This is a genomic window from Arthrobacter sp. 35/47 (assembly GCF_000520475.1).
GTDB classification, from domain to species: Bacteria; Actinomycetota; Actinomycetes; order Actinomycetales; family Micrococcaceae; genus Arthrobacter_D; species Arthrobacter_D subterraneus.
In genome coordinates, this window is sequence record NZ_KI914616.1 from 1 (window position 1) to 15,305 (window position 15,305).

Consider the following 15,305-nt stretch of genomic DNA (forward strand, 5'->3'; position numbering starts at 1 on the left):
TTTTCCCCGGGTCCTACCGTTTGAGGGGAATCCAACGTTACTGAAACGATCTGCGGCGCCGTGACGTCCGCAGCAATAGCCGGTCCAGGTGAGGAAACGCTGAGCGCTAGGGCAAGTAGCGCAATGATAAGTCGCTTTAGAGTCTTCACTTCTAATTGTCTCTATCTTCTTATGCCGCGAAGTCGGACAGCTGACAGCGACAAGCTTTCAGCTGTTACCCGGACGGGGCAGATGTGGGCAGTGACTGCGTCACCTACGGCTATGGAACAGACACGGGCGGTTCTACGCTTAGGACTACGATGACACCATGCCTGACGTTGCAGCCAGGTATAACAAGCGGGCGACATAGTAAGCGAATGAAGTTGACATCGCGGGAAGTGAATAAGCTGAGGGTTCGCAGTGCGGGGAATAAGGCGCTGGTAGGCGTACGCGCAAGACGAGGGCGGATCATTCATGTCCTTGTAATGAAGGCCCGGCATCCGGGCGGCGGAACGCCCAGTTGCTTTCCCCGCGGAAAGTTTATCCTTCAATTGAACCTATTGTGACCGCGACCACCCACCCGGAGCAAGTGTTCCACAGCGGCTGCACTTTCAAGCGCGGCTTCGGGAAGATCTTCTTCTTCAGCCCGGGCGACTAGGACTACCCGGTCTACCTCCACAAGGACGTGCGCCGCGTGATCGCCAACGGCGTCGAGTGGGCCAAGACCCTGCGGCCGGAGCGTACCGACCCGGTGCTGCTGCGCTACGAAACCGAGGACTTCTACACCGGCCACGGCTACCAGGGAGCGATGAGCAGTTGATTACCTTCAAGACGGTCGAGACCGCCGGACCGCTGCGTGTGGTGCAGGTGGGAGCCGGCGGGATGGGCAAGGCCTGGATCCGCACTCTTCAAGCGAACGACGACGTCGAACTGGTCGGTCTCGTGGACTTCAACCTAGGTGTGCCGCGCAGGCCGCGGTCGAGGAGTTCGGGCTGCGGGATGTTGCACTCGGCACGTCGGTGTCGGAGGTGGCGGACGCGACCGGGGCTCACGCCGGCGTGAACGTGACGGTGCCGGCGGCGCATCATCCGGTGAATGTGGAGACGATGTTCGCCGGGTTGCCGATGCTGTGTGAGAAGCCGGTCGCGCCGACGGTGGCCGAGGGACTCTCGTTGGCGGCTGCGGCGGAGGAGCGCGGGCAGCTGTTGATGATCAGCCAGTCCCGCTGGTATGTCCAGGGGCTGACGCAGCAGAAGGCGCTGACGGGTCAGCTGGGCGACATTGGTGTGGTGACGACCGACTTCTTCAAGGCCCCGCATTTTGGTGGGTTCCGGGCAGAGATGGCGCATGTGCTGTTGGTGGATATGGCGATCCACCAGTTCGATGCGCTGTGGTTCCTGCTGGATCAGGATCCAGTGTCGGTGTACTGCGAGGAGTTCAACCCCTCGTGGAGCTGGTACAGCGGCGCTGCTGCCGCCACCGCTATGTTCCAGCCGAGCGGCGGACCCGGTACGCGTGTATACGGGTAGTTGCGGGTAACCCGTCGAGCTGCCGCTTTGCCTGGGTGTGCTGCGCAGCTCCGCAGTGCAGGAGCTAAAAGTTCAATCGGCCGTCGAGATGCTACAACGGCGCTGCTGTCGCCACCGCGGTGTTCCAAACAGGCGGTGTGAACCGGAACGTGTCGTGTTAGCGGCTGCGGAGCTATTTCAGCGAGTCGAAATGTACTTTTTGTCGTACAGTAACTGTTATCGCCGACAGGACTTGTTCGCGGCAGATATCGGCTTAAATCGGAGGAGAACCGCGATGAAGTGCGTAAAGTGCGCCAGCGACAATGTCACTATCGAAATGCTGCAGTCGGGCGGGCGCACACGGAAGCACGGAACCGGTTTCGGCGGACATACAAACAATGCAGCGCGCGGTCTTACAGCACTTGGGACCCTAGGGGTCTCTAACTTGGTGTGGAAGAAGTCCAAGGGTACCGAAAAGATGAAGTATAAGGCTCAGAAGACCGCTATATGTCAGAGTTGCGGCCACGACTGGGCGATTCGTTAGCCCCGCATCTCAAAGCCCGTCGGTGTCGGCAATTGGAACCGATGACATCGTTGCCGGTGATGATGGCCCGCGACTAATGAAAATTCGGGACTTGGTCATCGAGTTTTTTGCTCATGGAGCGGAAAGACCTCATAGTCGTTTTCGGTGAAACGAATATAAGCCCCGTCGCCACCCGGCCATACGGTCCAGACGCCGTAGCTCACCAGTAGGTCGAGCATGTCTCGCTGTGGTTCCTGGGGAACTAGCAACGCTGCTCGCGGAGAGCTCGCATCGAGGTAGCGGCGATAGTCGAGGATCTGGCCCAGACCAAGACGGAGGTGTGCTCGACTAGGTGAGGATTTGGCCTCGTATAGGACGTTATCGGTGACGTCGAAAAGGTCAGAAAAGAGGGGGCTAATACACCCCTGGGCCGTTATTTTAAAGCGTCCAACTTTATGACCGGCTGTTATGAGAGCGTTGGAGAAGGTCGACACCAGGTCAGCTTCTCGTCTATCAGCCTCACTTAGACTTCGTCCTGACACCTCATAGACTGACGCATTGTGATTCTCAACTGATACTAATTCGATCTTTGTGTCGGTTTCAAAACTCTGCGGGGTATTGGCGAAGAGAATCGGAGTGACAGCCGCCTCGTCGATGGGGGACAGGTGGACGAGGTATTGACCCGGCCGCGAAGCATCACCGAGCTCCGTGTATCTCTGGTGCGCGTCTAATCTGAACTCACCGGAATCAACGTATCCAGGCAAGCGACGGGACACTTCAAACACGCGAATGCGTCCGGCGTGTCCCATGCCGAGGATGATGTCGAGCGCGCGGCGCTGCCCCACGGGTACGGTGTATGTGCTCGCATCGGGAGACCAACCATTCCAACCAGCGAACACGGTTGTGTCGAAACCGATAAGAAGTAACCCCTCGTCCGATTGGGCAATGTTGTTGAATTCCGTATCGATAGCGCCGTACTCCTCGAGGATTTCTTCCACGCTGTAGGCGCGGCGTGCATCGTCTATGGGGGGCTGTCGTCCGGTAGCGATCGATCGACCTTCCGAGACCGTTACCCAGGAGTGCCCTAAAGCTTCGAGAAGTGGCTTCAAAGCGCGACGTGTTTGCTCGCCCCCGCTGAAATCAGCACAAGTTATCTTGATGGCGAATTGATGCCGATACGCAGACGCTGCCAAAGGCTTGGAATCGATCAGTTCCCCATCGACGAGGGCAACGTAGTCTCTGGAACGTCCTCCTTTGTAAGTTTGGCGAAAGCTCTCTGGCCCCATGCGTCTGAATTCTTCGATTGCTTGATGTACAGCTCGAGGGTCGGACAGTCTATTCAGAGACACCATTTTTGCTTCCCCTTAAATCTGTGTTGGTTCCCATGATCACACGTGGACCAGCCACCCAGGAGTTAGTTCGCCATGCAAAGTCGCTGCGATCATCTACCCTGGTCAAGTGAGCCAAACCAATGGGGGAGGGGCAGCGCCGCAGCTGCTAGAGGGGCTGTATGAGCTCCTAAAAACTGACGTAATCGCCGGGCAATTGGCGGCGACACCTGAACTGCACGCTTCGTTCGAGCAGGTTGATGAGAGCAACGCGCCTGACATCCTCTCGCGTCACGTAGCCGACGCCGTGAGACATGCCCTGGCGGAAGCCGCCCCGGAGGCGCGCGTCCAGATCGCCAACAGCATTCTGGAGCATCTCAGCCACCCGAGCACCATCGCCGCAGGGCCTCAGGAACTCCACGGACTCCACCGACCTGAGAACCTACGACGCCGCAGCGTCAAACGACCCACCACACGCCTCAGCGAATCGGCACTCCTAACTAACAGCAAGGACGATCCGAACCTCGCAGCAGAGATCAGAACAGAGATGGACTCAGCGAACACCGTCGACCTCCTCTGCGCCTTCGTCCGCTGGACCGGACTTCGCTTGCTCCACCCCGCCCTTGAAAGGCTCCACGAACGCGGGGCAAGGCTCCGCGTCATCACCACCACCTACATGGGTGCCACCGAACGCCGTGCCATCGACGAACTCGTCACCCGTTACGGCGCCGAAGTCAAGATCAGCTACGAAACCCAGGCCACCCGCCTTCATGCTAAAGCGTGGCTATTCAGAAGGGACACAGGCTTCGACACCGCCTACGTCGGAAGCTCAAATCTCAGCAAAGCCGCACTCCTCGATGGGCTCGAGTGGAACGTCAGGCTCTCCAATATCGCCACGCCCAAACTGCTGAAGAAGTTCGAGGTCACCTTCGACAGCTACTGGGAGCAGCGAGCCTTCCAGAGCTATGATCCCGAGCGAGATGGCGACAAACTGGACGCAGCCCTCGAACGTAACGGTGGTAAACGCACCATAGCTCCGGATGGCGTCACCGGACTGGAGGTCCAGCCCTACTTGCACCAGGAGGAGATGCTCGAAGCGCTTGAGGCCGAACGACTCAAAGGCCACACTCGCAATCTCCTCGTTGCCGCCACCGGAACCGGCAAGACCGTCATCGCCGCGCTCGACTACAAACGTCTCAGCGAAGCCGCAGGCCGAAACCTCACGCTCCTCTTCGTTGCGCACCGCCAAGAAATCCTGCGCCAATCTATGCGCACCTACCGCAACGTGATGCAAGACGGCGCTTTCGGCGAGCTCTACGTCGGCGACAACAAGCCGACACAGTGGAAGCAGGTCTTCGCATCGGTCCAGTCACTCAACGCCAGGGGCATCCAGCAGCTCGAACCCAACATGTTCGATATCGTCGTCATCGACGAGTTCCACCACGCCATGGCGCCTACCTATCGGAGCTTGATCGACCACCTCACACCGCAGCAGCTACTCGGCCTCACGGCGACACCTGAGCGAGGCGACGGCGTCAACGTCGCCGACCAGTTCTTCGACGGTCGTACGGCGAGCGAACTGCGACTCTGGGATGCCCTCGACGCCGACCTTCTGGTGCCCTTCCACTACTTCGGCGTGTCCGACGACGTCGATCTCAGCCAGGTGGAGTGGAAGCGTGGCAACTACGATCTCGCCCAGCTCGACCGCCTCTACACCGGCAACGACGCCCGCGCAGCCAAAGTCATCCGCGAACTCCGCGACAAAGTCACCGGAACCGAACAGATGCGTGCCCTCGGCTTCTGCGTCTCCGTCCAACATGCCCACTACATGGCCGAGGTTTTCAACCGGGCAGGCATTGCGTCGATAGCCCTGCATGGTGGAACGGACGACGACGAACGCGGGCTTGCACTCACACAATTGCGTGACCGCAAGATTAACTGCATCTTCACCGTTGACCTGTTCAATGAAGGCCTTGACCTCCCCGAAGTAGACACGATTCTCATGCTCCGCCCGACCCAGAGCGCAACGATTTTTCTTCAGCAGCTTGGCCGCGGGCTGCGACGCGATGAGGAGAAATCGGTCCTCACAGTGCTGGACTTCATCGGGCAGCAGCGCCGCGAGTTCCGCTTCGATCTGCGGTATCGAGCGCTCACGGGATTCGGTCGGAAGCAGCTGGAGAAAGCGGTCGACGAGGAGTTCCCGTTCCTGCCGTCTGGTTCCCAGATCGTTCTTGACCGGGTGGCGCAGCGAGTCGTGCTGGAGAACATCCGGGCTCAGTTGCGGTTCAACCGCGCGCAACTCGTGCGTGACATCGCCTCCTATGGCGAAACGGTACTGGCGGAATATCTTGAACGGTCTGGCAACGACCTGAAGACCATCTACCGCTCGACGAAGGATTCCTGGACTGGGTACCTGCGCCTGGCCGGCCTGATCGGGGGTATGTCACCGGGCGAAGCTGCAATTGCGGGCAACCTAGCCGAGCTTGCGGAGGAGAAGCAACTTCTACTCCGCATGGTGCGCCTGCTTCACATTGACGACCCCGAACGTGCTGCTGCCTACACGATGCTCGTCAGCGAGGATGCTCCGCGATACGAAGACCTCGGACGCCGTGAGAAGACCTTCGCGCGAATGCTGTTCTACACGCTATGGAGCGATGGCGGTGGTTTCCAAACCTACGACGACGGCCTGGACCACCTCCGTAGGTTCCGCTTCGCGTGCGACGAGATCAGCCAACTCGTAGGACTGGGCGTCGCCGACTCAAAGCACGCTGCGAAGAGTCTCGGTGCCGGCCTCCAACATGTCCCTCTCTTATCTCACGCGACTTATCGGCGCGAGGAGATACTGGCAGCGCTGGAATACGGATCCCTAGAGCTCGGCAAGAATGTCCAGCACCGCGAGGGCGTTGCATGGTGCCCCGCGGTTTCGACTGATGCCTTCTTCGTCACCCTGAATAAGGACGAGCAAAACCACTCAACGACCACCATGTACAGGGACTATGCCATCGGCCCTGACCTGTTCCACTGGGAATCGCAGAACTCAACCGCCACAACGAGCCCTACGGGGCAGCGGTACCTAAACCACAAGTCGCGAGGATCTCATGTTCTCCTCTTCACCCGTGACACCGCCGAAGATGAGAGCGGACTAACTGTGCCGTACACGTGCCTGGGGCAGGTCGACTACGTCCAGCATTCCGGGGAGAAACCGATAGCGATTACCTGGAAGCTGCACCGGTCGATGCCGGCGGATGTGTACGCGACGGCATCGGCTGTGGCGCAATAGGGGGCAGCGACAATGATATTCAGGGAGGCGCCATCTACTCGTTCTAAACGAGGTTGTGAATTTGGATGCTGAGGCTCCCGAGATGACAACTACACCCCGCTGGCGTCGACGTTCACGGCCCACCAAGCGGGGCAGCGAGTGTCAAACCGCCCAGTTTGACACTCGCTACCTGTCCACGGTGGTGTTTGTCGCCAGGCGGAAGTAGCCTGTTGCTGTGACCGGCGTCCCTCTTTCCTATCCATTTGAAGGAGAGAGCGAGAAATCCGAACATTCGAACAGCGAGACAAATCCCACGCCACGGGATCCGGCGCCCCGAATGGCTGGTGCCGGCGGTGGGGTCGCCGACAAGCTGGGCAACAAGTACGAGCTGGCCTGGGCCGTCCGTCACGCTCTGCTCTGCATCATGGACGAGCGCCGCAGTCTCACACTCGAAGAGATCGACCCTGAGCTCGCAGATGGTTCAGAGTTCACCTACATCAACGAGCACGGTGACATCTCCGCGACCCAGGTGAAGCGCCAGAACAACATCACCGACCACTGGACGATTGCAGCGCTCAGAGGTCGCGGGGTCTTGGCAGGAGCTGCTCGTCACGTTGCAGCTGGGCGTGAGTTCCACTTCAGTTCTATGACTCCGAGCGGGGCGCTTCGCGTAATGGCTGGCCTGGCGCGGCAGTCGGCGGACGCACAGCAGTTCGTGGCGCATCAGCTCACGCCCGGGTTGAGACCAACCTTTGATGAGTTGACCGCGGCGAATGTCTTCGGCACTACTGAGGCGGCGTGGGAGATCCTCCGAGGAATGTGGATCGAGGTTGAAGTCGAAGAGCAGCTGGTCACGACCAACGCCACGCTCGCCCAAGTGAGTTTGGAGGGGGCGACCGGCGACCTCATGGCAGTTGCCATAGGTGCGGTGCTGCTAAACAACCTGCGCAAGCGGATGACACGCCGTGAACTCCTTGACGCACTTGCTCGCGATGGCATCACACCGCGCGGCTCCGACGCACGTCGAACGTCCCACGAGCGAGTAGTGGCTACGACCCAGAGCTGGCGCGGCACGATCGAGCGCGAACTGCTCTCGCCGCCGATCGAGAGGCAGGAAGCTACAACTCTCGTTGACCTCATGGTGACAACGCGCCTCGCACTTGTCGTCGGCGCTGGCGGTGGCGGAAAGAGCTCTGTTCTTTACCAGGCGGCTGGCAAGTTCGAGGCGCAGAACGCCGAGGTACTGGCGTTCCGGCTTGACCGCCGCGGCGCTTTCGGTTCGACCAACGAACTGGGCACTCAGTTGGGCCTCTCGGCATCGCCGGTCGCTGCGCTGCGAACGGCGGCAGACGGCCGAGACGCCATCTTGATCATCGACCAACTCGACGCCGTATCGCTAGCTTCCGGGCGCCTCTCGGAGCGCTACGACGTCATTGCCGATCTCATTCAAGAAGCTGCGGCGGTTGACGGCGTGCGCGTCATCTTGGCCTGCCGACTGTTCGACGTCGAGAACGATCATCGCATCCGCAAACTAGATGCTCGGAACGATGTCGAACGCCTGACCATTGAGCCGCTGTCCGACGAAGCGGTGATGGACAGTGTCTCGGCCATGGGTCTCGATCCAGCCTTGCTCACGGCTACGCAACGTGCACTCCTCAGGTCACCGCTCAACCTCGTCCTGCTGGAAACGATCGCCGACCAGCCAGGCGCCCTGAACTTCACCTCCCGAGGCTCGCTCTTCGAAGCCTTCTGGCAGCGCAAGGAACAAACCTCTGAGCAGCGGCGTCCTGGGACGCTGTTCAACGACGTCCTGGCCCGGATCGCCAACACCGCGAGCGACCAGCAGACGTTGTCCGTCTCCGTCGAGATCCTCGGTCCTGGTGACTTCATCAAACATGCGCGGGTCCTCGCCTCCGAGCAGGTCATCGCGATCGAGGACGACCGCGTGTCCTTCTTTCACGAGACCTTCTTTGACTTCACGTTCGCCCGCCAGTGGCTGTCGCGACAGCAGTCGATGGTCGAATTCCTTTGCGCCCAGGAGCAAGAACTGTTCCGGCGCGCACAGGTACGGCAGATCCTCGAGCTACTCAGTGAGCGAGATCCGGATCGGTTCCGGACCGAGGTCGAGGCAGTCCTTAACAGCGCAGATGTTCGCTTTCACATCAAGGAGACGGTGGTCGCCGTCTTCGCGAACGTCAGCGCTCCGACGTTCGAGGATGTCGAACTTGTGCTCCGCCTTGCCGAGAAGGAATCCACGCTCACAAGACAGCTTTGGCGGCAGCTCGCACGTCCTAGCTGGTTCGGACCGTTCTACACCCTTGGTCACATCGAAGGGTGGCTCGACAGTGGCGACGACACACTGCGAGAAAGGAGCATCGACTGGATGGGCAACGCCGGCGCCGAATATGAGGCCGAGGTGGCTGACCTCTTGAAGGCGCGGAACCAGTCACCCGACTACGTGAGGTGGCTCCGTTGGGTGACACAGCGCGCTAACCTGCACCAACACCGGCGGCTGTTCGAGCTGCTGCTGGAGGCAGCCAGTGCCGGCGAGATCAATCCAGCCGACCACAACCTCTGGCTTTCGGCACACGAACTTGCGGAACACAAGCCACTCTGGGCAGTCGAGATGCTCAAAGCTTGCTTTGTTGAGAGCCCGTCTGCGCTGGCGCTCGGTAGCGACGGCAAAGTAGCCCTCCTTGGCTTACATGAGTATGGCGCCACTCAAATGATCGAAGCAGCATGCAAAGCCGAGCCGCAAGCGTTCGCGGAGGCGTTCGTGCCGCATCTGCTGGCAGTCATGGAGGCCACCCACTACGACCGCTACGAGCGACATCTGTTTCGCGACCGGCACTTCACCCTGAGGTTCCGAACGGAGTCGAGCTACGGCGATGTCGACGACGCGTTGTACAACGGCGCGGCGGACGCGCTCGGACAATGGGCACAGATGTCGCCGGAAACCATCGAGTCGATGCTGCAGTCCCTGGCCGCCAACGAACACGACGCGGCGCAGGCCTTGTTATATCGCGCTCTGATTGCTGGGGCCAACACCCTCGCCTCATGGGCAGCTGAGCTGATTCTCCAAGGAGGCACCCGCCTCGAAGCGGGCTACCTGTCCGATGCGCACTGGCTCTCACGTGAAGTTGTTGAGGCCATCGCGCCGATCGTCAGCGACGAGGTCCACCTGCAGCTCGAACTACAGCTCCGTGACCTTCCCGCCACATATACATCTCCCGACCCCCGTCATAGGCTTCGGTCGTTTGGCCACACCGCATTCAAATTCCTGTCCGCGCTCGACCGCGAGCGGTTAACTTCAGTAGGACTTCGAAGACTGCAGGAGTATCAGCGCAAGTTCGACTCGGATGTGCCCGAGTCCCCGACCGGCATCATCACTTACACGGTCGGGTCACCCATCGCCGCCCCAGCCACACAGAAGATGAGCAACGCGCAGTGGTTGAAGGCCATGTCAAAGCACGACAGCGATGATCGCGACTTCGGCAGCGAGGTCGGCGGCGCTCGCGAGCTGGCCGAGCAGCTGAAGGCGCGAACGGCAGAGGATCCACTTCGATTCGCTGGATTAGCCATGCAGTTGACCTCCGCGACCAACGAGGCTTACCCCGGTGCCATCCTGAGGGGCTTCGGGGAAGCATCCATTCCGGAAGACGCACAGCACGCTGTCTTCGACGCGATACGGAACGTCATGAGCCTCGGCCTCGATGAATGCGACCGCTGGCTTGGCTGGGCCGTCCGTCACGTCCTTGATGAGACACCCCTAGATATCGTCGCGATGGTTCTCGACCGGGCGCTGCATGCTCCTGACCCTGTCGACAACTCGCCTGTCTTCGTACGTCAGGACGACGAACGCGCCGGACGTGACCTGTTCCAAAACGGCTTCAACACGTCGCGCGGGAGTCTGGCTGAGTCGCTCGGAGACCTCCTGATCCATGATCCGGATGGCACGCGCACGGAACTCGTAGCCCGCCACCTCCTGGAGCTTGCTAACGACCCAGTTTTAAGTGTCCGCGCCTGTGTTGCGCACACAATCGCTGCTTGCCTACGGTATGCACGGGCAACGGCGTACGAGGCGTTTGAACGCCTCATCGAGGCCGACGACCTCCTCCTTGCCTCGGACATGTTGGACGACCTGATGATCTATATCGGCAACGCCGACCCGCAAGTCATCGATCCGGTGATCGATCGCATGCTCAGCTCGACAGGTGCCGAGGTCCGGAGGGTAGGCGGCGGCGTGGCTGCTTTCGCCGCGTTGCAATGGGAGCGTCCGGCGGCAATGGAACGAGCCCTCACTGGTGATGTGGAAGTTCGACGTGGGTTGGCTGGACTCTGTGCCGCTAGGGTTGATCGGTCCGCTGATTCAGCACTCGTGCTAGCTACTCTGCGCCGGCTAATGTATGACGAGGACGATGAGGTTCGGAAGGAAGTTGGAAGCCTAGCCGGTCATCTCCGTGGAGACGACCTGCGCCCTTACGCCGAATTCTTGGCTGACTTGATCGAATCACCGAGTTACGTACACGCAACCCCGCAACTGCTCATCACACTGCAGGAAGCGCCGGACAAGGTCGACGATCTCGTTGACCTCGCTGCACACCGCTTCCTGGACATCAATGGCGATGACGTGGCCGACATGAGGACCGGTGCTGCCGGAGATGCTCACTACATCTCCGATCTGGTGGTTCGTGGGTTGGCGCAGACTCGCGACCGCGCACGCATCAAGGCCCTGCTCGACATCCTCGATCGGTTGCTGGAACTCGGCGTCTACGGTGTCCATCGGGCAATCGACGGAGCCGTGCGCAGTTAGTCGATGACACCCGGTTTAGCCTTCCAGTCACCTCAGTGTTCAGGGTGACTATGGCCCCTCTAAGGCCGGTACAGGGAGTTGCGTTCACCGGCGCAAATGCGTCATTCCATCGCGAGTGCTCCAAGAGCGACTAAGCTCGTCCTTGTAAGTAGGGGTGTTCTTTCCATTCCTCGATGAGGCTCGCGAGATTACAATTGCACTTACGCGTCACGGCTGAATTTCGGCGCGGTGCGCTGCCGCCTTGGCGGCGTCAGATCGCCCAGAATGACGCAGCTGTACCAGGGGCCACACCACTGTGCGCAGGACATACACGCCGCGGGCGGCGGCCGTTCCCTCGCACCCCAGCGAGAAAGCTGTGCGATATTGAGGCTCTGTATCGACTACTAACGGTGTGCCGTGCGGTTCAGTTCACACCTGCTGGAATATTGGATCTCTACGGTCCAGGAGGTTCTATGATTGGCTTGGAGGGCACTGCCCTTGCTGCTGGCGGGGGGCGCCTCCTTGGAGGCGTCGCGGTGCCCGCCGGACGAGCACTCGCCCGCAGGGTGACCTTCCGGTGGATGGTCTGGCGGCGGGTCCGTAAGAGGGTCGATTTCTCGTGCCGGTGGGGGACTTACCGGAAGTGGCTCAAAACCATTACTGCCGAAGAGCTCGCCACGCCGGTAGAGGAGATCCATGGACCGTTGGCGAAACGGCTCGACGAAGCCTTGTCTGCTGCCTCAGAGGACTGGGCGTCCGCCGATGACCACCTGTCTCGTTCTTTACGGCTGGTGGAATTGACCTACCCAGCGATCGCGGCGACGCTCGGCGCTGGTGACTTAGCCGACCTGAGTGAGAGCTGGGCGCAGCAGCGCAGCGCCAACGTGCGGGGCCTTCTCCTTCAGCTCGTTGCGCCCGGTGCGGCGTTGAGCGCTGATGACCTCGGGATGGTTCTCCTTCAACGGTCTGAGGCTCGCCGGGCGGTTCGTCTGCAGGTGTTTGAAGTGAATGAGGCTGTTTTGGCGTCGTACTTCGAGCGGATCGAGATCCCGGATGTCCCGGTCGGCAGCGTTGTGGTGCTGCTCGGCGACTTCGGGTCTGGCAAATCCGAGACCGCGGAGACTTGGCACCGGGCCGCTATCAAGAATCTCGCCGAAGGTGACGACGCGTCGTTCCCGGTGTGGTTGAGCGCCCGCGACCTGGTCGGTCAGACACTCGAAGGTGCGGTTGAACGGCAGTTTGGGCCCACGTGGCGCCACGGGCGGGGCGCCTCCATTGCGGTTGACGGCCTGGACGAAACCGACCCGGCTGCGGCGCAAGCTCTGCTGGAGGCAGCCCGCGCTTTGACCAGAACGTACTCCAATGTCCGAATCTTGCTGACGGCTCGTCCTGGCATCCTGTCCCCGACTCCGGCGGAGGAGATATCGGTGGCGCCCCTAGCCGAGGATGAGGCACTTGAGCTCGTCGAGTTGGCTGGCGGTGAGTCGCGCGATACATGGCGCTGGACGGCAGACATGCGAGCCACGGTAACAAGGCCGTTCTTCGCGCTGGCGGCGGGGGTCATGCTTGGCCGGGACAGGGCTCCCCGCGGAGAAGCGGACCTGATTCGAGGGTTGGTCGAAGACGCTCTCGCGAAGGGTACCGAGCGGTCGGCAGTAACCTCACGGGAGAGTCGGTCGGTCCTCGAGAGTCTCTCGGTTGCACTCACAAGGGCTGGCGGAGATGGCCTGTCGTTCAGCGATCGCCAGATCGCCCGTTCGAGTCGGCTGGTTGCCGACGGGCCCAATGGCTCAGTTGTGTTCTCTTTGCCCATTTTCCAGCACTGGTTCGCAGCGCAAGCGATTCTTGCCGGAGATGTCCCGGCAGGAGAGGTCGTAGCAGATTCTCTCAGCTTCAATCGGTGGCGGTGGGCGGCGGCTGTCGCCGCGCTTAGCGCACCAGGAGCAGAGTCGTTGGATGACCTGGTTGGGACGTGGGTAGCCGGGAATCCAGGAGCGGCTGCATGGGTGCTCAAGGAGGCGTTTGGCGGGCACCGAGACTGGCGCACCAAGGGCGACGAGGATCTCGACGCCAGGACGAGTGGTGCCCGCCTCCTTCGGGCACTGCGCACCTGGGCTGATGCTCTGGGTCCCTTGGGTGAGGGCGTCCTCCCGTTCCCGGTGGTTCAGGGGCCGGTCGGCTTAGGCGTCACGGTATCCGGTCATCGCATCGAGGTAGCGTTCTCGAGGTCTCGTCCGGCGGCCGATTACGTGACCGAGGTCCCGCCTAGTGCACACCCGTTTCTCCCGTCCGCGGTGCCTGACTGGGCGCCGTGGATCAGCGGCGGCGCACCGGAAGGTGATGCCTGGCCATGGACCATGGTGCGGAAGATGATCGCGAAGGCGACGCTCAAGAAGCTGTCCAACGATGCGTTCCTTGGCGCCCCGGACGGAGTCTGGGCCCAAGAGCGACGCTTTGACCTCGCCCGGTGCCTTCTCGGCCACGGATCCCTATTCCACGGCCATCTTCCGGCGGCCGAGGTTAGGACGCGGGCGGTGGAAACGTTCGACGCGGTCGAACGAACTCGCGAAGCTCAATTCTCATTTGGTGGCTCGACAACGTACTCGGGTGCGGAGCTCCAAGATCTGGTCACATGGATCGAAGAGACAGGACTCGTCAATTTAGTGTCGCGCCTTCCAGACAGGGATGTGTTGCACCCGACAGGCGGGTGGGTCTGGGATTTGTACTCGCCTAAACGCCTCATGCAGTTCGAGGCCGAGGTGTATGGGGGCGCGTGCGAGGCCTACGACGAGGCGATGACGCACTCGTTCGCTCGGCTTGGATGGTCCATGCCGAGTTCAGCGCTTGCCCCGTTCGGCGTCATCCTGGAGATGTCGTTCGACAGTGGTTCCCGGCTCGGCAACATCCCGGGAGTGACCGTGATGCGGGTACCGATGGCCATGATGCCGGAGATCGAGCCCTCCGGGGGTGAGGAGGTTTGGTCGACGTCGAGGCGGGCGGTGGTTACGCAGTCCAGGAGTGAGCAGATAGATGACTGGGAACGTCACTCCGCAACTGCCGAGAAAATCCGTTCCTGGCTCTCTGAACAAAACCGCGAACCGATCGGCGGCGTCGGATGGAGTAGCACGGGTGCAGACGACATGTCCAACGTGCGGCCTGCGTCCAGCGTGGCTGCACGCTGGCTCTGGGATGATCTAAAGAGCGTCGGCCTTGGCAGCGGTACCTTTCCCCAGCTTCGTTGATCGCCCACACAGCGAGTCGCGGGGACGTCGACCACAGGTGACACGCTCATGGATAATGGCTTCGACACGTCTGCCCGACATGGTTAACGCCAAACTGCGTATTCCCCAGCCCGTTACTCCGCCACCAATGGCTGGTTCGTGCCCGGCATGACGGCCAAGTGGTCTTCACCGAGTGGCAGGACCAGCAAACTCACGGCGAGGCGAGCGGACTAGATTAGTCGCAACCGCTCGAGTGTACTTTCCATTGAGCGCTAATCGGAACCTAAACCCTACACACAGCAGTCTGCGGCGATCTCTCCGCGCCACCCCCCGATGGAAGGGGTGGAGGGGCGACGCCAAGTCGTGAGGGGGTGCTCCGCAAGGGCCGTGGGAGCGGTAATGCCTGAGGCGACCCGATGCAGCGGGAAAAGAGCACCCAAGTCGTGCTTCGGAGAGTGCTTCTGCGAGGCTGTCACGTCCGGTCACAAGGGGCTTCGAATAGACTGGACTTACCCAATCAATCGGGGTGTACTTTCCATTCCTCGCTGAGGCTCGCGAGATGACAACAACACCTCGGCGTCAACGTTCGGCGGCCGCGCCGAGGGGGCGAACGAGTATCAAAGCCCCAGGTGGACGCGGACACTGTTGGCCCTTGAGGCGTCTGGACCTAGCGAGACCCGTGCGGTCGGTCCCTT

At 60.9% G+C, this 15,305-nt stretch carries 6 protein-coding genes and 1 pseudogene; 5 read left to right on the forward strand and 2 right to left on the reverse strand.

Features of this window, described 5'->3' with window-relative positions; genetic code table 11:
• Positions 1-565: 565 nt before the first annotated feature.
• Both X803_RS21590 and X803_RS20015 read left to right on the forward strand, forming a co-directional pair.
• Positions 566-799, forward strand: a pseudogene (locus tag X803_RS21590) (trehalose utilization protein ThuA); the annotation flags it as partial.
• A gap of 199 nt (positions 800-998) precedes the next feature.
• Entirely contained in the window at positions 999-1,508 is a 510-nt protein-coding gene (locus X803_RS20015; protein WP_051470758.1) for a Gfo/Idh/MocA family protein, read from the forward strand.
• A 618-nt stretch (positions 1,509-2,126) separates the two neighbouring features.
• Here the strand turns inward: X803_RS20015 and X803_RS20020 are convergent.
• Together X803_RS20020 and X803_RS22845 are read right to left on the reverse strand one after the other, a co-directional pair.
• Positions 2,127-3,296, reverse strand: coding sequence for a ScoMcrA-related endonuclease (locus X803_RS20020; RefSeq protein WP_026545520.1), 1,170 nt, complete (start codon positions 3,294-3,296; stop codon positions 2,127-2,129).
• Between the two features lie 232 nt (positions 3,297-3,528).
• Positions 3,529-3,723: a hypothetical protein gene (locus tag X803_RS22845; RefSeq protein WP_253907486.1), complete on the reverse strand. Its 195-nt coding sequence runs from the start codon at positions 3,721-3,723 to the stop codon at positions 3,529-3,531.
• 162 nt (positions 3,724-3,885) lie between these two features.
• On the opposite strand from X803_RS22845, the gene X803_RS0113375 reads away from it, so the two are divergent.
• The 3 genes from X803_RS0113375 (at position 3,886) to X803_RS0113385 (ending at position 14,631) form a co-directional block, all read left to right on the forward strand.
• A complete protein-coding gene (locus tag X803_RS0113375) occupies positions 3,886-6,618 on the forward strand; it encodes a DUF3427 domain-containing protein (RefSeq protein ID WP_253907482.1) in 2,733 nt (910 codons plus the stop codon).
• Between the two features lie 214 nt (positions 6,619-6,832).
• Positions 6,833-11,410: an nSTAND1 domain-containing NTPase gene (locus tag X803_RS0113380; RefSeq protein ID WP_253907476.1), complete on the forward strand. Its 4,578-nt coding sequence runs from the start codon at positions 6,833-6,835 to the stop codon at positions 11,408-11,410.
• 452 nt (positions 11,411-11,862) lie between these two features.
• Complete coding sequence (locus X803_RS0113385) at positions 11,863-14,631, forward strand: NACHT domain-containing protein (RefSeq protein ID WP_026545523.1); 2,769 nt, start codon at positions 11,863-11,865, stop codon at positions 14,629-14,631.
• Positions 14,632-15,305: the final 674 nt, after the last annotated feature.